This is a genomic window from Streptomyces malaysiensis subsp. samsunensis (assembly GCF_024519315.1).
GTDB classification, from domain to species: domain Bacteria; phylum Actinomycetota; class Actinomycetes; order Streptomycetales; family Streptomycetaceae; genus Streptomyces; species Streptomyces malaysiensis.
In genome coordinates, this window is record NZ_JANIIC010000006.1 from 220,052 (window position 1) to 239,701 (window position 19,650).

Sequence of the window (19,650 nt, forward strand, 5' to 3'; positions counted from 1 at the left end):
CTTCTTTACTTGCGTGTCGTTCAGCAAGTATATGTCCTGGCGTCGGCGGCCGGGCGGACGACACGCGGCCCCGGCCGGGTCGGCGGCCCCGTGATGGGCCTCCGGGCGTGTCCGGATGGGTGGAATCGGGGTGCCGGATGCCCCTGTGACCTGGGGGGCTAGCATATGAGCGCCACCTAGCTCGAAAGATAAACTTGTGACTCTCAACGAGGACTCGTTCACCAACTGGAAGCACCGCGAGGAGATCGCGGAGTCGATGATCCCCCTCATCGGGAAGCTGCACCGGGAGCGGGACGTCACCGTCCTGCTGCACAGCCGCTCCTTGGTGAACAAGTCGGTCGTCAGCATCCTCAAGACCCACCGATTCGCCCGTCAGATCGCCGGGGTGGAACTCTCGGTCACCGACACCCTGCCGTTCCTCCTGGCGCTCACCGCGCTCGACCTCGGCCCCTCCCAGATCGACATCGGCATACTCGCCGAGCTGTACCGGGCGGATGACCGCGGTCTTTCGGTGGGGGAGTTCACCACCGAGGCCGTCGCCGGGGCCACCGGGGTCAACAAGATCGAGTGCCGTGAGGGGCGTGATGTCGTCCTCTACGGGTTCGGCCGCATCGGCCGGCTGGTCGCCCGGCTCCTCATCGAGAAGGCCGGGTCCGGCAACGGTCTGCGGCTGCGCGCCATCGTCGTGCGCGGGGGCGGCGGCCGGGCCGCGGAGGATCTCGTCAAGCGCGCCTCGCTGCTGCGCCGCGACTCCATCCACGGTCAGTTCCAGGGCACGATCACCGTCGACGAGGCGAACAGCAAGATCGTCGCCAATGGCAACGAGATCAAGGTGATCTACGCCGACGACCCGACGTCGGTGGACTACACGGCGTACGGCATCAAGGACGCCATCCTCATCGACAACACCGGCAAGTGGCGCGATCGCGAAGGGCTGTCCAAGCATCTGCGCCCCGGGATCGACAAGGTGGTGCTGACCGCGCCGGGCAAGGGCGACGTCCCCAACGTCGTCCATGGCGTCAACCACGACACCATCAAGCCCGATGAGCGGATCCTGTCCTGCGCGTCCTGCACCACCAACGCGATCGTCCCGCCGCTGAAGGCGATGGCGGACGAGTACGGCGTTCTGCGCGGCCACGTGGAGACCGTCCACTCGTTCACCAACGACCAGAACCTGCTGGACAACTACCACAAGTCCGAACGCCGTGGCCGCTCGGCACCGCTGAACATGGTCATCACCGAGACCGGTGCCGCCTCCGCCGTCGCGAAGGCCCTGCCCGACCTCGAAGCGAAGATCACCGGCAGTTCGATCCGTGTCCCGGTGCCCGATGTCTCGATCGCGATCCTCAATCTGCACCTCGCGCGCGAGACCACCCGTGAGGACGTCCTGGACTATCTGCGGGAGGTGTCCCTGACCTCGCCGCTCAAGCGCCAGATCGACTTCACCAGCGCCCCGGACGCGGTCTCCAACGACTTCATCGGCTCGCGCCACGCCTCGATCGTGGACGCGGGTGCCACCAAGGTCGAGGGCGACAACGCGATCCTCTACCTCTGGTACGACAACGAGTTCGGCTACTCCTGCCAGGTCATCCGCGTCGTCCAGCACGTCTCCGGCGTGGAGTACCCGACCTACCCGGCCCCGGTGGTCTGACACCGGACGACGACGGCCCCCGTCCCACGCTCCCCGCTGCCACGGGGGCTGGGGCGGGGGCGGTCGGGCGTCAGGCGGTGAACAGCGCCCGGGGGCGCTCACATGTACTGGTCAGCGTCACGGACCGGCCCTGCCGGGCGGAGCCCTCCAGCGAGCAGAGCGCTTCGAGCACATGGAAGGCGAAGGCGGCGTTGGCGCGGTGCGGGCCGCCCTCGACGGCGTTCGCGAGGTCGCGGACGCCGAGCCCGCGGCGGGCCTGCTCGGGGGTGCCGACGGCGCCGAAGAGTTCGAGCGCCGGTTCCAGAACCGTCCAGTCGCCGTCCCCATGCCGCCGGACCCGCACATCTCCGTCGAAGTGGTTCGGGTTGGCCGGCGAGAGGGTGCCCTCGCTGCCGTAGATCTCGAGGTACGGCAGTTCGCTGTGCCAGACGTCGAAACTCATCTGGCATGTGGCGATGACGCCCGAGGCGAAGGTGAGCACGGCTCCGGTGTGGGTGGGAACGGTGACCTCGACGGTGTCGACGGTCCGTCCGGGCGCGGTGACCGTGCGCTCGGGTACGCCTATGCGGCCGGCCGCGGAGATGGTGGCGACGGGGCCGAGGCAGTTGACGAGCGCGGCCAGGTAGTACGGGCCCATGTCCATCACCGGGCCGCCTCCGGGCTGGAACAGGAAGGCCGGATCGGGGTGCCAGGTTCGGGCTTGCTGTGCCCGATGAAGGCGGACGCGCCGATGGGCGTTCCGATCAGGCCCGAGTCGATCGCCTTGCGCGCCGTCTGAGCGGCGCTGCCGAGGAAGGTGTCCGGCGCGGAGCCGAGGACGCGCCCGGTGCGGGAGGCCGTCGCGAGGACCGCTTCGCCGTCCGCGACCGTGGTGGCCAACGGCTTCTCGACGTAGACGTGTTTGCCCGCCTCCAGGGCGGTGACGGTCGTGCGGGCGTGGTGGACCGGCGGCGTCAGGTTGACCACGATGTCCACCGAGTCGTCGGCGTACAGCGCCGCGTCATCGCCCCAGGCGGGGATGGCATGTTCGGCGGCCCCCCGTTTCGCCCGTGCCACATCGATGTCGCCCACCCGCACGATGTTCAGCTCCGGGTAGCGGGCGAGACCGGTGACATACCGGCCGAAGATGTTGCCGCTGCCCAGGATGCCGATGCGATAAGTCTGTTCGGCCATGGCCGTGATTCCTCTCCCAGGAGTGGTGCACGGAATGCCCGGTGGCCCTCGCCACCTGGACGTCTTCGGCGAGCGGGGACGGCCCGGCCGCCGGTCGGCTGAGGGGCTACGGCTCGGCGCGGTACGCCTCGATCACCGCGAGACGGGTGGTGACGGCCTCCGAGGCGGTCCGCAGCGCCGTCAGTGTGCGGGGGAGGTTGTGGCGTGCCGTGGCGGCCACGACCGACAGGGCGCCCAGATAGGCGCCGTCATGCGGTCCGCGCACCGGCACGGCCACCGCGGAGTAGCCGAGCCGGTGTTCTTCGAAGTCGGTGGCGTAGTCCTGTTCCTGGATGCGCAGGAGTTCCACCGGGAGCCGGTCGGCGGTGAGGGTGCGGGCGGTCATCCGGCGCATGCGGGGAGCCGGCCGCGCCAGTGGGTACTGGTCGGGCAGCAGCGCGAGGGTGAGCTTTCCCGGGGCCGTGCTGTGCAGTTGGAGCAGCCGCCCGCCGACCGTGGCACCGGCCCGGTTGCGGTGGCGGCCTGCGTTGTCGATGCACAGCAGGTCGCTGCCGTTGGGCACGGACAGGCTCACGGGGCTGTCGAGGGCCTGCGCGAGGTTCTCCAGGAGCGGCCGCGTGGCGTGGCGCAGGGTGCGCTGCCGGGGCGCGCGCAGACCGATCGCGTACAGCAGCAGGCCGAGCCGGTAGTGGGAGCCGTCCCGCTCCAGCAGTTCGCAGGCGACGAGGTCCTGGCACAGCCGGTGCACGGTGGCCTTGGCGACCCCGGTGCGCGCCGTGAGCTCCGTGAGGCTGAGGGAGAGGTCGCCGTCGCCGAAGGCCGACAGGATGAGCCCGGCCTTACCGAGCACGGACTTGGGGGACCGCCCGTCCGGCCGGGCCTCCTCGCCGTTGCCACGGGTACCGCCGCGGTCGTCACGACATGCCCTCCTCGCCCGCCGGTGTGTTTCGACCAAGGCCGCCATGAGATCTGAGGATGGCCAATATAGAGATCTTTTTGCCTGGTAGGAATGGTGTGAGTGGTGAGAATTCGCCGGGGGCCCGCCCGATTCCGCGGCCGGGGATCCGCTCATCGGCCCTCCACCAGGGCCGTGTCGACCCCCAGCGGGCCGACCGGACCGGCGCCGCCGGGGGTGCCCAGCGGGGCGTCCCGGCCGGGCAGGACGTCCGCGGAGAACCGCCGGTTGTCGGCGCGGTGCTCGGGGTCCGCCTTCCGGTCCTACGAGGGCGGGCGCAAGCTGTACATCAACCCGGTGGAGTGCAGCGCCGCCTCCGGGTCGATGACCGTGGCGGCGTTGTTGACGGCGGTGGCGGCCTCGCCGAAGCCGACGGAGATCAGGCGCACCTTGCCCGGGTAGTCGGTGGTGTCGCCTGCCGCGAAGACACGGGGGAGGCTGGTGGCCATACGGGTGTCCACGGCGATCCGGCGCGCCCGCAGGGTGAGGCCCCACTCCCGCAGCGGGCCGAGGTCCGCGAGGAAGCCGAGGGCCGCCACCACGGTCTGCGCCGGGAGCCGGTGGACGTCCGTGGTGACGCGGTGGCGGATCTCGACCTCCTCCAGCCGCGCCGCGCCGTACAGGCCGGTCACCTCGGAGTCGGTGAGGATGCCGATGCCGAGCGCCCTGACCTTCTCCACCGACGCGCGGTGGGCGCGGAACCGCGCGGTGCGGTGCACCAGGCGGACCGAGCGCGCCACGGGGCCAGCAGGGCCGCCCAGTCGAAGGCGCTGTCGCCACCGCCGACGACCACCACGTCCTGACCGGTGTGGGCGGCGGGGTCGGGTACGAAGTACACCTGGCCGCGGCCGAGGAAGTCCTCCCCGGCCGGGAGCGGGCGGGGAGTGAAGGTGCCCACGCCACCGGTGATCACGACGGCCCCGGCCCGTACGGCCGTCCCCCGGCCGCTGCGGACCACGGGCAGTCCGTCGGTCTCTGGTCTTGTGGTGCGGGCGGCGTGGGCGTAGCGGGCGGCGAGGTCCCCGGATGCGGTGGCCAGTTGGGATGGGCCGATGACTCCGAGGCCCGCACCATCCTGGCGTCCGCCCCGACACCCACGGAGGCCGCCCAGCTCACACGCCGCCAGCCGCGGTCCCTGCTCAAACGCGCCGGCCGCGTCCGCGGCATCGAAGCCGAGGCCGACCGGCTCTACGAGATCTTCCGCCGCGCCTACATGCACCACCTTCCCCAGGTCGAAGCAGCTTTCGGTCGGCAGACCTTGCGCTGCTACGGCAACTGGACGCCGCGTGCATCAACGCCGACGAGCTCGAAGCCGCCTGCGCCGAAGTCTTCGACGCGCACCCCGACGCGCCGATCTACACGAGTTTCCCGGGCCTGGGCTCCTTATCCGGGGCCCGGATCCTGGCCGAGATCGGCGACGACCGGGCTCGGTTCGAATGTGCTGGATCGCTGAAGGCGTACGCGGGGAGCGCGCCGGTCACCAGAGCCAGCGGAAAGAGCTGCGTGGTGCTGAGCCGCAAGGTCAAGAATCAGCGGCTGGCCGCCGTCGGCTACATCTGGGCCTTCTCCTCCTTGACGAAGTCGCCCGGCGCCAGAGCCCACTACGACCGGCGACGGAAGGCCGGGGACCGGCCCACCGCCGCGCAGCGCAACCTGTTCAACCGGTTCATGGGGATGCTCTACTTCTGCCTCCAGCACCGGGAGCCCTACGACGAGTCGAAGGCATTCCCCAGCCAGCTGTCCGCAGAAGTTCTCGCCCAGGCCGCTTGACGCACCAACCGCGTGGCCGGTCTCCTCGACGAACCTGCGGAAGGCTCCGACCGTCACCGGGTGTGTGTCGATCAGAAACCCGTCGACCCGGACGCGGTGACTGGGTCGCTCCTCGGGACAGAAGTCGTCTGACCCCATCCAGTACGTCCCGCCAGGTATCGCCTTCATCTCCTTGAAGGTCCGTCGCGGGTGCGCCATCACTGCTGAGCCCTTCATGGGACGATGTCACGCCGACCCGACGTGGTTGCGGAGGCATCCGATCCGCTCGACCTCGATCTCAATCTCGTCGCCCTCCTGAAGGAACCGTCCGGAGAAGAACCCAACCCCTCGGGGAGTTCCGGTGCAGATGACGTCGCCCGGCTCGAGCGTCATGAACCAGGAGAGATAGGAGACGATCTCGGAGATGCTGTGGACGAAGGTGCCGGTGCGGTCGTCTTGTCGCACCTCTCCGTTGACGCGGGTGATCAGTCGCAGGTCTGGCTGCGCACTGAACTCGTCGGCGGTGACGAGGCACGGACCCAGCGGTTTGAAACTGTCGAAGCTCTTGGCCGTGCCGATCGAGGCCGTGAGGTCCCCCGCCATCGCCCTGGCCTGAATGTCGCGTGCGGAAACGTCGTTGACCACGGTGAGGCCGGCGACATGATCCCAAGCCTGGTCGATCGAGATCTCCTTGGACGCTCGGCCGATCACCACAGCAACCTCGCCCTCGTAGTCAACCTTCGCGTTGGCCACCGCGGGAAGGACGATGGACGCACCGGGCGCGGCGATGGCCGTACCGGCCGCAATCTGGAAGTTCGGCTCCTCCGGCAGGTGCACGTCACCACGTGCCTCGCGAACCTCGTCGCCGTGGCTGGGATAGTTGTAGCCGATGATCAGGATCTTGCCCGGACGCGCCACCGGAGCGAGTGCCCGCACGCCGTTGAGCGCTACAGCGGAGGTCACCGGCGCATCCCGCACGGCCTGCAGTCCGGGTCCGAGCAGCAGCTCTTTGAGGTCGGCGTGGGGAAGGTCGAGCAGGTCCAGCCTGCCCGGCTCCGTCTCCTTGGCGATACCTCGTTCGGTGGTGTAGATCCGCATAGCCTCGTATCTCCCTCAGGTCCTTCAAGTTTCGTGCCGGCTGGAGACCATGGGTCTCCGTGGACCGCGCGCCTGTCACTCATTTGGCGTGTTCGACAGCCTGCTGGCGTGGGGATCGTTGAGCGGTTGGCGCCGAATGAGCTGTGGGAGCCGTTCCAACGCGTGGTGCCGGAAGCGCTGATACGTACGGCTCGAAGACCGACTTGATCACCGAGCACACTGGATTGCCCCTCTCTGTCGGGATCTCCGGCGCAAACCTGCGCGACAGCCAGGCCCTGGAGCCGCTCGTGCGCGGCATCCCGCCCATCCGCTCCCGCCGCGGACCCCCCGCCAGCGACGGCCCGCCAAACTCCACGGCGACAAGGGCTACGACTACGACCACCTGCGCCGATGGTTAGTACGCAGCCGCGGCATCCGGCACCGCATTGCCCGCAAAGACATCGAGTCCTCCCAGCGGCTGGGACGCCACCGCTGGACCATCGAACGCACCATGGCCTGGCTCGCGGGATGCCGCCGCCTCCACGGCCGTTACGAACGCAAGGCCATCCATTTCCTCGCTGCACCAGCATCTCCTGCACCCTCATCTGCCACCGCAGACTCACCAAATGAGATGGTCTCTTACTGAGGTTTTCGTTAGTTCTGTGGGTGTAGGGGTCCCGAGAGCGTGCAGCGATGGAAGCGCCAGTGGGAACAGGGCGTCCAGGCGCACGGGTTCGAGGCTGATTTATGGACCTTGGAGCGGGTTGGTCTGGTGGTTGAGCGGGTGAGTGGGGTGAAGCTGGCAGGGGCGTCGGTGTGGCGGCTGCTGACCGGGCGGCTGGGGTGGAGTCCGCGGCGTCCCCAGCGCCGGGCGGTCGAGCGGGACGAGTCCGAGATCGCCCGATGGGTCACCCATGAGTGGCCACGCATCAAAAGGGGGCGGTGAAGAAACGTGCCTGGATCATGTTCTTCGACGAGTCGGGCGTACCGCTGCTCCCACAAGTGCCTCGCACCTACGCGCCCCGCGGCCGTACCCCCACGCTCCGGCACCGGCTGAACTGGAAACGCGCCTCGATGGCCGCCGCGCCGGGATACCACGCCGCCGACGCCAGCACGGTCCGCGACGGTGCTTCCACCTCAAGCCGGGCAGCTACGACACCGCCACGCTGATCCAGGTTCTGGAGCAGGTTGGAGCGTTCTACGCCGGCGAGCCGGTGGTACTGGTGTGGGACGGACTGTCCGCGCACCGGAGCCGGGACATGCGCGCCTGGGCGGCCGGACAGGACTGGCTGACACTGGAGCGGCTGCCCGCCTACGTGCCCGAACTCAACCCGGTGGAACTGCTGTGGTCGGCGATCAAAACACGCGAGCTGGCCAACCTCGCCGGCGACCGCCTCGCCGATGTCGCCGACACCGTCGAACGCGGCATCCGCCGGGTCTCCTCCGATGAACAACTCCCGTGGTCCTTCCTCGCCCACACGGGACTGACGATCCATATTCAACCACCACAGAACTAACGAAAACCTCAGTAGAGTGCTGCTGGACGTCTGGGCTATCGCCCGACCCGGATCGCACCGAACGTCGTCTGCAGCGTGCGCGAGAGATCCTCCTCCGGGCTGGCCGATTCCGAGGGCGCTCGCCACGCGATGTGCCCATCGGGACGGATCAGAACGGCACCGTTCTCGCCGACGCCGAACGGATCCTCGTCGCCGGTGTCAAGGTCGCGGCCCATGAGGAGCGGGAGACAAGGGATGTCGCCGGCGACCCGGTCGAGGGCTTCGAGCCAGTGCCGCCCAGATGGGGCCCCGATCAGCGTGAATCCTCGTGTGATCAGGTCGAGGGTAGAGACTCTCTGCCCCGATCGGCTGATCCAGCGGTGCGGAGGGCGTCCACCCTCGACTCCGTGAGAGCGGGGGTAGATGGGGGCGACGGGCGGCCCGTCGCTGCCATACGTGTAGCCGATCTCCTGGTCGATCGAGCCGAAGTGATCGCGCTGGCGGGGGATCGCCTCGGCAAGACGAGCCCGCTCGGCCGCTGCCACATCTGGGTCCTGGCTCTCCAGAAGGTCGGCGATCGCCGCCGTGCTGGTGCCCAGCCCGCACTCGTCCATCTTCACGGCATTGCCGACGCTGAACTCGGCGTTGCTCTGGGCCACCGGACGACGCTCGGCCTCATAAGTGTCCAACAGGGACTCCGGCGCCCAGCCGGCGAGCACTCCGGCCAGCTTCCAGCCCAGGTTGTCGGCGTCGGCGATGCCGGTGTTCATCCCCATTCCGCCGGTGGGCGGGAACTGATGCGCCGCATCCCCGACCAGGAAGATGTTGCCCTGGCGGTACTGCCGTGCGATCTGCGAGGCCAGCCGCCATGTGCCGATGGACTTGACCTCGATCTCGATGTCGTCGATGCCGAGGGCCTGACGCATCAGATCGGCACACCGCTTCGGGGTGTAGTCGGCAAGAGTCTCGACTTCCGGGTCGTAACCGAAGTTATAGGTCCACCGACGCTTGCCGTCCATGCCGATGATTCCGCCCGGGGCGGCGGAGTTGAGCAGCCACACGAGCAGGGCAGGGTCTCGGTCAGTCCACGGCGAGAGATCGGCATGGAAGTAGACATTGATCTGCCGGCCGAACTCCGGAACCCCGTCCATTTCGATACCCAGCCCCGTGCGCAGCGTGCCCGAGGCGCCATCGGCGGCCACGGCGTACTGTGCCGTCACGGTCTCGACGGTACCGTCCGCGGAGCGGAGCTTCGCAGACACCCCGCTCTCGTAGTTCTGGAGTTCCACGACCTCAACCCCGTAGCGCACCGTGGCGATCCCCTGCTCGCGAAGCGCGTTCAGGAGAGTCTGCTGGACTCGGTCCTGGGCACACGATGTCGTTGCTACAGGCGAGACGCTTTCGAAGTGCGCTACGTCATCGAGGGCGAGTGGAATCCGCCCGAGCTCCTCTCCGGCGAAGGTGTGCTTCCACACCACGTTGCCCCAGGCGGGACCAACGGACTCAGCGAGGATGACGTCCGAGATGCCCCAGTCTCGGAAAATCTCCATGGACCGGGTGTTGACCACATGGGCACGGGGATGCGGGTTGACGCTGTCGTACTTCTCGCAGATCAGGCTCGCCACGCCGTAGCGACCCAAGACGTAGGCGGTGGCCAAGCCCACCGGCCCGGCGCCGACGATCAGTACCGGGGCACCGACGGAGCTGCTCATCGGTCCTGGCCCAGGGTCGCCGCCGGGCCGGTCTGCTTGATCAGCTCGCTCTTGGGCTCACCGGCCTTCAGACGCGCGTGGAGCTCGTCGGGATCGAACTCCACGCCGATCGGGTTGGCTGCGAACGCACCCGAGTTGAAGAACGCCTCCAGCTCCTCGTCGGTGTCGAAGTTGTCGATCTGGAGTTCGATCTGGTTACCGTCGGGGTCCCTGTAGTAGAGCGACGTCGTGGTGCCGTGGTTGATGCTCCAGAAGGGCGTCGTACCGGCGGCCTTGAGTCGCTGGTAGTTGTCCAGAAGGTCGCCGAGCTCGGAGTAGGTGAAGGCGACATGCTCCAGCCCCGAGTGCGCTGGGGTGGGCCGCTCGGTAGCACCCGCGTTGAAGAGCGCCACGCGGTGGTGCTCCTCGTCGTAGGTAAGGAAGGCCAGGGAGTCGTTCGCGTAGACGACGCGGCTGTCCAGAACGTCGATGTACCAGTCGATCATCGTCTGCAGATCGCCGGTACGCAGAACGACGTGAGCGAGCTTGGCAGGTGAGGCCATGGAGGCTTCCTCTCATGCAGCGTCACGGACGTGACGAACACTCTCTTAATTGAGAGTTAAGAGAGTGTCATGAGGCCCGGCTCACAGTCAAGAGATCGTGTCGACCGCTCGCGAGCGCGCGGCCGCTGCGGCCGCAAGCGGATCGATCAAGAGGTCGATCATGTCGGCGATGGGACGGTCGATCTTCCGCACGCTGACCAGGAGGCCCTCCAAGAGCACATGGGCGGTGTCGGCCAAGAGATCGACGTCGGCATCGTCGGGCACCCGCCGGGAGATGGCCTGGATCAGCCGCGTGTCGACCCACCCCAGCATCTCGGCGTACGCCGCATACAGTGTCGATGAGGAGTTCAGGCGCTCGTAGGCCTCTCGGACAAGCGTCTTGTGCGGGTCCAGCTCGACGAGGACGCTGATGAGCTCGGCACGTGGGTCACCACTCGACTCAGGATCGACGGAGGCCCGCTCGGTGGCTGCGTGGAACATGGTCGTGAGCACTTCGGCGAACAGGTCGTCCTTGGAGGGGAAGTACCAATGGACGGCTGCAGAGGAGAGCCCGAGCGCTTTCGCGATCGCCGTGATGCTGGTGGCGCGATAGCCACTGCTGGCGAACTGTCGGACCGCCTCGTCAAGCACCTTTGCCCTGCGTTCGGCGTGGGGGATCTCCTGGCTGTTCTTCGGCATGCACTCAGGCTAATAGACTGTCGCGACTAATGTTTGGGGTAGAGGTGGCACAGTTTGATGCGTGCATCGTGGGTAGTGAACTGCCAGTCCACCTGACGCTGGTCGGTGTTGGTGGCGTTCTGCCAGGCTGAGAGTTCGGTGTTGAGTGCGTCGAGGTCGCCGATCCGGCGGTCGAGACATTGCCTGGTCAGCGCGGAGAGTTCGGTCTCGGCGATGTTGAGCCATGCCCCGTGTTCGGGCGTGTGGTGGGTCTCGAGGCTTTGCGCCAGGGCGAAGGCCTCTTCTGGTTCGAATGGCTTCCCGTCCATGCATGCCATCGGACGTGCCGGGGCATAGGGCCTGGCATAGACGGCCAGCACATCTTCCATCCGGGCCGCGAACTGCGCGTTTACTCGAGGCGGGATGGTCCAGCACTTCTTCAGGTGAGGGCGCAGTTCCGTTTTTTTAAGACCCGCCCGATGGTGGAGTGGTCCAGATCAGGGATGTCCTCGACCAGCGCGACGTGCTTCTCCAGCAGCCGCAGCGACCACCGCGCATAGCCCTGGGGTGGCTGGGAGCACGCCATCGCGATCAGCCGGGCTTCGACCTCACCGGTCACCGGCGAGGGCACCGGCGGCAGGTCGCGCTTCTTCCGCGCGATCGTGGCATGAACATCGCCGCCGGTCTCGGTGAAGCGCTTGGCGACCAGCCGCAACGTCTCACCAGAGACGCCGAGCCGGGTTGCGATCACCTCCTTGGAATCCACCTCACCCACCGAGGTATCCAGCGCAAGCAGCACCCGCGCACGCATGATCACCGAGGCTCCGCGAACACCTGCCGTGGTCACCCGGACCAACTCCTCGCGATCCCGCACAGTCAGCCTGACCGGCCACTTCTTCTGCGAACGCATGACAACAGTCCTGTCGGGCGAAGGGGAAGGAATCTGCCAGACACCAACCTCCCAACCGGACATACCATAACTAAGCAGCGCGACACGCCACTAGGTTCTGCTCAGCCTGGGGTGGTCTGGCTGGGGCGGGTAGGAGCCAGGCGGACAGCGCTCCGGCAGCGGGCTGGGTAAAAGCGCAGTTGCCGGCTGAGCGGCGACCCGGCCGGACCTGCACCACCGATGCGGCCTAGTTCGCGGTGGCGCGCTCGGAGACGCGCTGCTGCGCGTAGGCGACATACCAGTCGACGACATCGGGATCGACCAGAGAGCCGCGCGAGACGGCGACGTCTGGTGAAATCCCGCGCAGCAGCTTCTTAACCGGGACCTCTGCCTTCTTGCCTGTGTGGGTCATGGGCACGCCGGGAGCCTCGATGATCTCGTCGGGGACGTGGCGTGGCGATGCGGTGCGTCGAATGCTGGTGCGGATGCGCTCGCGCAGTGCCTCATCGAGCTCATGCCCGTGCGCGAGGACGACGAACAGGGGCATGTCATAGTCGCCGTTGCCGTGCTCGACCCCCACCACGAGCGCGTCGACGACCTCGGGCACATCTTCGAGGGCGCCGTAGATGTCGCCGCTTCCAAACCGCACTCCGGAGCGGTTGAGCGTGGCATCACTACGGCCGTGGATCACGAATCCGCCGTGCGGAGTCTCGGTGATCCAGTCGCCGTGGGCCCAGACGCCCGGGAACTGTGTGAAGTAGGCGTCCCGGTAGCGAGAGCCGTCGTCATCGTTGAGGAACCGCAGTGGCATGGAGGGCATCGGATGCTTGATCACCAGCTCACCGACCTCCCCCACGACCCGCTCTCCGGCGTCGTTCCAGGACTCGACCGCGACACCGAGGGCCGGGCCTTGCAGCTCTCCCAGGTGGACCGGCTCAAGCGGGTTCGAGCCGACGAAGGCGCTGCAGATCTCTGTGCCGCCGGAGGATGAGCCGAGATGGACGTCGGCTTTGACCGACTCGTGAACCCATGCCCATGTGGAGTCCGGCAGCGGTGAGCCCGTCGAGAGGATCTGCGCGAGCGAGCCGAGGTCCCACTCCTCCCCCGGAACGCAGCCCTCCTGCTGCACGCGGGTGAGGTAGGCAGCCCCCGTGGCGAACTGTGTCGCTGCTGTGCGTGCCAGGATCTCGAACTGGCGATCGACCTTGGGATAGATCGGCGATCCGGCATAGGTCACCACGGCCGCACCGCACGCCATGTTGGACACGAGCAGGTTCCACACCATCCACGCGGTGTTGGCTGCGACGTAGTAGATGTCGCCCGGCCCCACGTCGTTGTTGAGCGCTCCGCACTTCAGCGACTCCAGCATGATCCCGCCGTGCCCGTGCACGATCCCCTTGGGCAGACCCGTCGTTCCGGAGGAGAAGAGAACCCACAACGGGTGGTCGAATGCGACGCGTTCGTAGCGTGGCTCGGCGTGCCCGGCCGCCAGCGAGCTGAAGTCGGTCCATCCACGGCTCGCATGCTCCGACCGCTCGGATCGGGAGACCAGGATCGTCTGAAGGACCCATGGCAGCTCAGCCCGCACCTGTTCGAGCCTGTCGGTGCAGTCGATATCTCTGCCTCCAAAGCGATACGACTCGGCCCCGATCAGCACCTTCGGCTTGATCTGGGTCATTCGGTCGAGCGCCGCACGTGCGGACAGCTCTGGCGAGCTGACCGTCCAGACGGCGCCGACTGCGGCAGTGGCCAGCAGGGCGACGATCGCCTCGGGGATGTTGGGCAGGATGGCCCCGACAGAGTCGCCCGGCCCGACACCGAACTCACGCAGCACGTCGGCCAGTGCGGCCACCTGATCGCTGAGCTCTCGCCAGCTGAGGCGCGTCTCCTCGTTGTCTTCGGTGAGGTCGATGATGGCGGCCGCGTCGGCGAACGCCGGGTTCGAGGCGTGGCGCAACACGTTTTCGGCGAAGTTCAGCCGCGCGTGGGGGTACCACTCCGTGCCCGGCATGGTGCTCTTCGTCAAGGCGGGGCTCTCGAAGCCGACGCCGATGACCTCGAAGTACTCCCGCACGGCATCCCAGAACCCCGACAGGTCGTTCACCGACCAGTCCCAGGCCTCCCGATAGGTCGTGACCTGGACCCCACGGTTCTCACGCACCCACCGAAGGAAGTGCGCGAGCCGGGAATGGGCGGCCTGGTCGCCCGTAGGTCGCCACGTGACCGGGGGCGTCGTCGACCCTGGTACTGATTGCATGATGTGTGCTGCCTTTCGCGAGGGCGTTTCCAAAGACGGTGTGACTCCGGCCGGGGTGCCCCTGACCGGCGGGGCCATGGGGGGCTCAGTGACCCAGCTTCCGAAACGCCAGGTCGGCCTGGACCAGGACCGAGTCGGAGACCATTCCCAACCGGTTGGCCGAGACGTCGTACTGGGTCCGGTCGAGAGTCGTCCGGCTGCTGAGGCGGAGGAGCCCGAGCGACCTGCCCCTGAAGGTCACACACGAGTGCTCATCGGCCAGGCGGTACCGGCCGACTGCGACCGGTCCTGGACGAGGTGATGCGATGTCACGATGTTTTCTCACGTTGATGGGGCCGTGGCCGACGGCTCGACCGTCGGGCTGACGTCCGGTTGGCCGGACATGTTGAGAGAGGGCTGCTGGTAGTCGGCACTGGCCTCAGCGATGCCGTGCCGTCACGGCGGAGGAAGAATCTGCCGGGAGCCGGCTGAGGAGCTCGTCCTGCCGGTCGTAGTAGGTCTGCAGCGAGTCCAGCTTGATCCCTTCGTAACCACGGACCCATTCGGGCAGTGAGACGAGCTCGGCGACCACGTCGGCGGTGCTCGGACTGAGCACGGCGGCCGCGGTGTCGGCAGCATGGGTGTAGTTCGCGATCAACGCGCGCTCGGCGCGCCTGACCTTTCCGAGACCGAAGACGTCGAAGGGAGTGCCACGAAGAGCACGCATCGCGTACAGGCCCTGGAAGGCATAGGTGGCCCACCATGCATTGAGCCGGATCTTCCGCTTCAGCCCAAGCGCGCGCAGGATCGGCGGATGCAGCAGATAGTAGTAGCGCGACCCCGCGCCGAACTGCTCGTCGATCCGCTGCTTGAGCGCCGGGGCCAAGGAGAGCCTGGCCACCTCGTACTCGTCCTTATAGGCCAGCACCTTGTACAACTGGCGTGCATAGTCCTCGGTGATCTGAGTCGTTCCCAGGGCGCCGGCCTCGGCAACTCGCATCCGCTCCACGGCACTTGCGTAGCCTCGGGCGTAGCGAGGGTTCTGGTAGGCGATGAGCTCGCTGACACAGCGGCGCACGATCTCGCACAGGGCAGCGCTGCCGGTGTCGCCAACGAGTGCAGCGATGCCGGCGGCATCCACCTCCTGGCGGGAAATCCCGTGAGCGCCCTCCGCGGCGGCGCGTTCCGGGCGGTCGACCACGAAACGACGGCCATGGCGGAAGGCCTCGCGGTTGGCCGCCACCTGAACCCCGTTCACGCCGAGCGCCCACTCAATAGCGGAAGGGGGGAGCGGGAGAAGCCCGGCCTGCACGGCGACACCCAGGAGGAAGACGTTGGCGTACTGATCCCCCTCAAGCACTCCCCGCAGCTCTGCACGGGCATCGACGAAGACGTTCTCCGCCTTCGGTCCCGCCCACTCGATGCGGTCGATCAGCTCTTGCCGCTCGGGGAACGAGGCGCGGGGGTCGGTGATCATCGCCCCGGTCGGCATGATCGAGGTTGAGACCACCGCATAGGTCCGCTCGGCGGAGGTGACCTCCAGATTGGCCTGGGACGCGGCGACCAGGATGTCGAGTCCGAGATAGAGGTCGCATCCGCGTGAGCCGATCTTGTTGCTGCCCTCCAGATCGGCAGACGACATCCGAAGATCGGAGATGACCGCCCCACCCTTCTGTGCGAGACCCAGCTGGTCGAGTCCGGTGACCTTGAGCCCGACATGATGCGCCGCCTCGGCAAGCACCTGAGCGACCGTGACGACTCCAGTCCCACCGACGCCGGTCAGGCGGATGCTGAAGTTCTCGGCTCCGACGACGGCCACGGGATCGGGTAGGCGCGAGACACCGACGGCACCGACGACATTGGGGCTCGCGGCACTCTCAGGGCTCTTCGCCGTATCCCTCGCCGTTTTCTTCGTGCGGCGAGGGACCACCTCGACGAAAGACGGGCAGTCTCCCTTGACGCAGGAGAAGTCGAGGTTGCAGGAGGCCTGGTGGATCTGAGTCTTGCGGCCGAACACCGTGTCGACCGGCCGCACCGAGAGGCAGTTCGACTTATCCCCGCAATCCCCACAGCCCTCACAGACACGCTCGTTGATAACGATGCGCTGCGGTGGTGACTCGACGAGCCCCCGTTTGCGCTTGCGGCGCAGTTCCGTCGCGCACTCCTGGTGGTGGATGAGGACGGTGACGCCTTGCACTGCGGCCAGTTCCTCTTGGACCTCGATCAGCTCGTCCCGGTGCCGGATGCTGACCTTCTTCGGCAGGCGCCATCCGAACGCCCGGCGGCTCGCCTTGGGAGCATCGCTCGTGATGACCACCCGCTTGACGCCCTCGGCAAGGAGCTCCTCGGTCAGCCGTGGCACCGGCATCTTCCCGACCGCGTCCTGGCCCCCGGTCATCGCCACGGTGTCGTTGTAAAGCAACTTGTAGGTCATGTTCGTGCCGCTGGAGATCGCGGCCCGGATCGCCAGTGAGCCGGAGTGGTGATAGGTCCCGTCGCCGAGGTTCTGAAAGATGTGGTCGTGGGACACGAACGGGGACATGCCCGTCCATGGGGCGCCCTCCCCGCCCATGGCGAAGAGGCCGATGCTCGTGCCGACCCGTTCCTCGGGAAGCAACGTGATAAGAGCATGACAGCCGATGCCTCCACCCACCAGCGCGCCGTCGGGAACCTGAGTTGAACGGTTGTGGGGGCATCCTGAGCAGAAGTACGGCGTACGCGGCAGAATCGGCAGCAGCGTCGGCACCCGTTTCGCAGAGCGCTGCCGGTCCAGCCACTCCTGCGCCGACGCACTGCCACCGTGGGCGATGATGCGCGGCGCGAGCCGTGCGGCGATGTAGTCGGCCGGCAGATCGCTGTCGGCGCGGAAGAGCTCCGTCCCGTCCTCGTCTCGCTTGCCATGGATGCGGGGCGGGTTCTGCGCTCCGTAGAGCAGGTCCTTGACAGCGAGTTCGATGAATGCCTTCTTCTCCTCGATGACCAGGATCTCGCTCAGTCCTTCGGAGAACGAGGTGACGATGGCCGGCTCGAGCGGGTTGATCAGGCCCAGCTTCAGCACGCGCAGGCCACCGGTCGCCATGGCGTCGGCGCCGATTCCCATGTCGGAGAGCGCCTGACGGACCTCGCGATAGGTGGCACCGGCGCACACGATCCCCAGGGTCGCCTCCGGGTCGCCCTCGATTCTGTTGAGGCCGTTGACGGCGGCATAGCGGCGTGCGAGCTCCAGCCGCTGGCGCACCTGGGTCGCCTCCAGCCGACCGAGGGTCGGCTGGAGCAGCTGCGCTGTCACGGTGTGCTCGAAGGTCTCCGCGCCGAAGGTTCGATCCGGCTCGACCGGTTTGATCCGGCTCGGATCGAGTCGCACCTCCTGGGAACCGTCCACCACATTGGTGGCGAGCTTCATCGCCACCCAGAGGCCGCAGGCGCGAGACATCGCGACGCCGTGCAGTCCCAAGTCGAGAATGTCCTGAGGGTCTGACGGGGACAGACACGGCATGCCGAGTTCGGCGATCGCCGCCTCCGAACCGCTCGGCACAGTGGACGACTTCGCAATCGAGTCGTCGCCGACAAGCGCCAGCACGCCGCCTCGAGGATGGGTCCCCACGAGGTTGCCGTGGCGAATGGCATCGGTGGCACGGTCCAGGCCGGGCGCCTTGCCGTACCAGATCCCGACCGCCCCATCACCGATGCGCTCGGGCGAGGCGGCCGCGAACTGGGTGCCCTGCACCGCGGCTGCCGCCAACTCCTCGTTGACCGAGGGCGAGAACACCACGCGATGATCGGCGAGCCGCCTACCCTGGCGGGTCAGTTGCAGGTCGTAACCGGCTAGGGGTGAGCCCTCGTATCCGGAGATGAAGATCCCGATGTTGAGGTCACGACTCTCGTCGAGCCGCCGCTGGTCCAGTGGAAGTCGCACCAGCGCCTGCATACCGCTGAGCCGGACGGTGCCTTCCCTCAGGTCGTAACGATCCTCCAGGGGACTCCTCCCCCGGCCATCCGATGCGCGCGCAGCATCGTTTGCAACCGCATCCATATGCCATCCGTCCTATGCCGAACTGTGATATCCCCAGCATGTACGGGAACACGGCATACAATCAATCGGGAATTGTCGTCAAAAGAGCGAGCGGGTGTCGGTGTGAGTGGTGATTTTCACCAATCATCCATGGATTGGTTCGCTGTGCGCCAGCTCTGCAACGAGCTGCTCGAGGAGCTGCCCACAGCGTCGTCGGACGTGGTCGACTCGATCCGCGAGTCGATCTCGGCGTACGCCGCCGTACCGAAGCACGAGCACATGACTCACGTAGCCCAGCAGCTTCGCATCCGTTTGGCAGCCCTGTCGGAGCGTCGAGCACTCAATGCGGGCGAGCTCGCGGCCGCAGGCGATCTGGCCGCGCAACGCGCTGTGCAAGGCATCCCCATCGACGCCGTGATCGCTGCCTATCAGGCGGGGGACCAGCACATCTGGGACTTGGTCGCTGCACGCGCGACGACCGCGACGACCACCTTGATGCCTGAGCTCGGACGTCTGATGTTTGCGGCAACCAGCCGGACCACGGAGGTCATGGCGCGGGCACATAGCCGTGTGGCGCGAGACATCGACGCCGGCCGGATCACGCTGGCACACCAGTTTCTCGAACTGCTCAAGGATCCGAACACCCACACCGAGGCAGCACTGGCCGCTCATCGGCTCGACCTCGATCCCTCGGGGACCTTCGTCGGATGTGTCTGGCTTCCAGGCCCCCACGAGCCCGACGTCTCCTACGAGGCCGTCTCCGCCCTCAGCTCGGCGGCCGTGAATCTCGTCGTCCGGGCCGCTGACGAAGGAAGAGTTGAGGTCCTCGCCCAGCCATCCGAGCCCGAAGCTTTCGCTGACCTGATAGCGCAAGAACTGAGAAACGGTCGCTTGGGGATCGGGATCGCACGCCACGGACTCAGCGGCGCACTCCAAAGCCTCACCGACGCCCACCTGGCGCTGACCAGCACGACCGAGACCGCCACCACAGCAAGATTCGCGGAGACCTGGCTGGAGTCGCTCGTCATCGCCGGCAGCCGACCTTTGCGCGACCTGCTGCAAGCTGCGATCAAGGCGTCTCAGACCCACCCACACATCGCCGAAACCGTCCGCGCCTTCGCCGCAGCGGACATGTCGATAGCCACTACCGCCAAGGCTGTGCACCTGCACGCCAACACGGTCACCTACCGGCTAGCCAGATGGACACACCTCACCGGCCTCGACCCCCGCACCTTCAAGGGACTCTCACACTCCCTGGTCGCCTGCCGAATGGCCGACCAGCACCCCCCGGGAGGTCCCGAAGATCTGCCCCCAGAAGGGTTGCGCTAGGATGCTGGCCCGGTTCGCCAGGACCTCCTTGAGCCGGCGCTCGGCGACCTTGCGGGGCGCGCCCACAGCGGAAACCCGTCGTAGCAGGTAGGTGTCCTTGGTTCTGACCGCGCCGAACGCCGCGAGGCCGAGGGCGCCCTTGAGATACGGGTTGCCGGGCCGGACCTTGGTC

Annotated in this window: 17 protein-coding genes and 4 pseudogenes; 7 read left to right on the forward strand and 14 right to left on the reverse strand. The window is 67.3% G+C overall.

Annotated elements, in window-relative coordinates; translation table 11 throughout:
* The first annotated feature begins 196 nt into the window (after positions 1–196).
* Positions 197–1,651, forward strand: coding sequence for a glyceraldehyde-3-phosphate dehydrogenase (locus NQU54_RS08115; RefSeq protein WP_257630463.1), 1,455 nt, complete (start codon positions 197–199; stop codon positions 1,649–1,651).
* A 70-nt stretch (positions 1,652–1,721) separates the two neighbouring features.
* On the opposite strand, the gene NQU54_RS08120 is transcribed toward NQU54_RS08115, so the two are convergent.
* The 4 genes from NQU54_RS08120 to NQU54_RS08135 form a co-directional block, all read right to left on the reverse strand.
* Positions 1,722–2,321 (reverse strand): Gfo/Idh/MocA family protein, encoded by a 600-nt coding sequence (locus NQU54_RS08120; protein ID WP_372505820.1) that lies wholly within the window; start codon positions 2,319–2,321, stop codon positions 1,722–1,724.
* Positions 2,294–2,824, reverse strand: a complete 531-nt coding sequence (locus NQU54_RS08125; protein ID WP_257630465.1) for a Gfo/Idh/MocA family protein — start codon at positions 2,822–2,824, stop codon at positions 2,294–2,296. The genes NQU54_RS08120 and NQU54_RS08125 overlap by 28 nt, the downstream gene beginning before the upstream one ends.
* Before the next feature lie 106 nt (positions 2,825–2,930).
* Complete coding sequence (locus NQU54_RS08130; RefSeq protein ID WP_257630466.1) at positions 2,931–3,788, reverse strand: IclR family transcriptional regulator; 858 nt, start codon at positions 3,786–3,788, stop codon at positions 2,931–2,933.
* Between the two features lie 254 nt (positions 3,789–4,042).
* A complete protein-coding gene (locus tag NQU54_RS08135) occupies positions 4,043–4,519 on the reverse strand; it encodes an NAD(P)/FAD-dependent oxidoreductase (RefSeq protein ID WP_308408470.1) in 477 nt (158 codons plus the stop codon).
* 323 nt (positions 4,520–4,842) lie between these two features.
* Here NQU54_RS08135 and NQU54_RS50515 point away from each other — a divergent pair.
* Positions 4,843–5,549, forward strand: a pseudogene (locus NQU54_RS50515) (transposase); the annotation flags it as partial.
* On the opposite strand, the pseudogene NQU54_RS08145 reads toward NQU54_RS50515, so the two are convergent.
* Together NQU54_RS08145 and NQU54_RS08150 are read right to left on the reverse strand one after the other, a co-directional pair.
* A pseudogene (locus tag NQU54_RS08145) lies at positions 5,487–5,765 on the reverse strand (formylglycine-generating enzyme family protein); the annotation flags it as partial. The pseudogenes NQU54_RS50515 and NQU54_RS08145 sit on opposite strands and share 63 nt — an antisense overlap.
* 9 nt (positions 5,766–5,774) lie before the next feature.
* Positions 5,775–6,626 (reverse strand): fumarylacetoacetate hydrolase family protein, encoded by an 852-nt coding sequence (locus tag NQU54_RS08150; protein ID WP_257630467.1) that lies wholly within the window; start codon positions 6,624–6,626, stop codon positions 5,775–5,777.
* A 188-nt stretch (positions 6,627–6,814) separates the two neighbouring features.
* Between NQU54_RS08150 and NQU54_RS08155 the strand changes: the two are divergent.
* The 4 genes and pseudogenes from NQU54_RS08155 to NQU54_RS49725 form a co-directional block, all read left to right on the forward strand.
* Positions 6,815–7,235 (forward strand): annotated as a pseudogene (locus tag NQU54_RS08155) (IS5 family transposase); the annotation flags it as partial.
* A gap of 55 nt (positions 7,236–7,290) precedes the next feature.
* Positions 7,291–7,551, forward strand: coding sequence for a helix-turn-helix domain-containing protein (locus tag NQU54_RS08160; protein ID WP_257630468.1), 261 nt, complete (start codon positions 7,291–7,293; stop codon positions 7,549–7,551).
* Positions 7,548–7,775, forward strand: a complete 228-nt coding sequence (locus NQU54_RS49720) for a transposase (protein WP_257630488.1) — start codon at positions 7,548–7,550, stop codon at positions 7,773–7,775. The genes NQU54_RS08160 and NQU54_RS49720 overlap by 4 nt, the downstream gene beginning before the upstream one ends.
* A complete protein-coding gene (locus NQU54_RS49725) occupies positions 7,775–8,122 on the forward strand; it encodes a transposase (protein ID WP_257630487.1) in 348 nt (115 codons plus the stop codon). Before NQU54_RS49720 ends, NQU54_RS49725 begins: the two co-directional genes overlap by 1 nt.
* Before the next feature lie 35 nt (positions 8,123–8,157).
* Here NQU54_RS49725 and NQU54_RS08175 read toward each other — a convergent pair whose 3' ends face one another.
* The 7 genes from NQU54_RS08175 to NQU54_RS08205 form a co-directional block, all read right to left on the reverse strand.
* Positions 8,158–9,813: an FAD-dependent monooxygenase gene (locus NQU54_RS08175; RefSeq protein ID WP_257630469.1), complete on the reverse strand. Its 1,656-nt coding sequence runs from the start codon at positions 9,811–9,813 to the stop codon at positions 8,158–8,160.
* Entirely contained in the window at positions 9,810–10,355 is a 546-nt protein-coding gene (locus NQU54_RS08180; RefSeq protein ID WP_257630470.1) for a VOC family protein, read from the reverse strand. The genes NQU54_RS08175 and NQU54_RS08180 overlap by 4 nt, the downstream gene beginning before the upstream one ends.
* An 87-nt stretch (positions 10,356–10,442) precedes the next feature.
* Positions 10,443–11,033, reverse strand: a complete 591-nt coding sequence (locus tag NQU54_RS08185) for a TetR/AcrR family transcriptional regulator (RefSeq protein WP_257630471.1) — start codon at positions 11,031–11,033, stop codon at positions 10,443–10,445.
* Positions 11,034–11,059: 26 nt separating this feature from the next.
* A complete protein-coding gene (locus tag NQU54_RS08190) occupies positions 11,060–11,401 on the reverse strand; it encodes a hypothetical protein (protein WP_257630472.1) in 342 nt (113 codons plus the stop codon).
* A 50-nt stretch (positions 11,402–11,451) separates the two neighbouring features.
* Complete coding sequence (locus NQU54_RS08195; protein ID WP_257630473.1) at positions 11,452–11,985, reverse strand: helix-turn-helix domain-containing protein; 534 nt, start codon at positions 11,983–11,985, stop codon at positions 11,452–11,454.
* Positions 11,986–12,148: 163 nt separating this feature from the next.
* Positions 12,149–14,236: an acetoacetate--CoA ligase gene (locus NQU54_RS08200; protein WP_306278474.1), complete on the reverse strand. Its 2,088-nt coding sequence runs from the start codon at positions 14,234–14,236 to the stop codon at positions 12,149–12,151.
* Positions 14,237–14,576: 340 nt separating this feature from the next.
* Positions 14,577–18,170: an indolepyruvate ferredoxin oxidoreductase family protein gene (locus tag NQU54_RS08205; RefSeq protein ID WP_257630475.1), complete on the reverse strand. Its 3,594-nt coding sequence runs from the start codon at positions 18,168–18,170 to the stop codon at positions 14,577–14,579.
* Positions 18,171–18,299: 129 nt separating this feature from the next.
* On the opposite strand from NQU54_RS08205, the gene NQU54_RS08210 reads away from it, so the two are divergent.
* Entirely contained in the window at positions 18,300–19,478 is a 1,179-nt protein-coding gene (locus NQU54_RS08210; RefSeq protein WP_257630476.1) for an RsbRD N-terminal domain-containing protein, read from the forward strand.
* Here NQU54_RS08210 and NQU54_RS08215 read toward each other — a convergent pair.
* Positions 19,395–19,650, reverse strand: a pseudogene (locus NQU54_RS08215) (hypothetical protein); the annotation flags it as partial. The gene NQU54_RS08210 and the pseudogene NQU54_RS08215 overlap by 84 nt on opposite strands.

What these genes read in the sequence shown, in the direction of transcription:
- NQU54_RS08210 (WP_257630476.1), top strand. Translation starts at nt 18,300, where the DNA reads ATGGATTGGTTCGCTGTGCGCCAGCTCTGCAACGAGCTGCTCGAGGAG.
- NQU54_RS08125 (WP_257630465.1), bottom strand. Translation starts at nt 2,824, where the DNA reads ATGGCCGAACAGACTTATCGCATCGGCATCCTGGGCAGCGGCAACATC.
- NQU54_RS08180 (WP_257630470.1), bottom strand. Translation starts at nt 10,355, where the DNA reads ATGGCCTCACCTGCCAAGCTCGCTCACGTCGTTCTGCGTACCGGCGAT.
- NQU54_RS08195 (WP_257630473.1), bottom strand. Translation starts at nt 11,985, where the DNA reads ATGTCCGGTTGGGAGGTTGGTGTCTGGCAGATTCCTTCCCCTTCGCCC.
- NQU54_RS08175 (WP_257630469.1), bottom strand. Translation starts at nt 9,813, where the DNA reads ATGAGCAGCTCCGTCGGTGCCCCGGTACTGATCGTCGGCGCCGGGCCG.
- NQU54_RS08130 (WP_257630466.1), bottom strand. Translation starts at nt 3,788, where the DNA reads ATGGCGGCCTTGGTCGAAACACACCGGCGGGCGAGGAGGGCATGTCGT.
- NQU54_RS08205 (WP_257630475.1), bottom strand. Translation starts at nt 18,170, where the DNA reads ATGGATGCGGTTGCAAACGATGCTGCGCGCGCATCGGATGGCCGGGGG.
- NQU54_RS08200 (WP_306278474.1), bottom strand. Translation starts at nt 14,236, where the DNA reads ATGGCCCCGCCGGTCAGGGGCACCCCGGCCGGAGTCACACCGTCTTTG.
- NQU54_RS08150 (WP_257630467.1), bottom strand. Translation starts at nt 6,626, where the DNA reads ATGCGGATCTACACCACCGAACGAGGTATCGCCAAGGAGACGGAGCCG.
- NQU54_RS08190 (WP_257630472.1), bottom strand. Translation starts at nt 11,401, where the DNA reads ATGGAAGATGTGCTGGCCGTCTATGCCAGGCCCTATGCCCCGGCACGT.
- NQU54_RS08185 (WP_257630471.1), bottom strand. Translation starts at nt 11,033, where the DNA reads ATGCCGAAGAACAGCCAGGAGATCCCCCACGCCGAACGCAGGGCAAAG.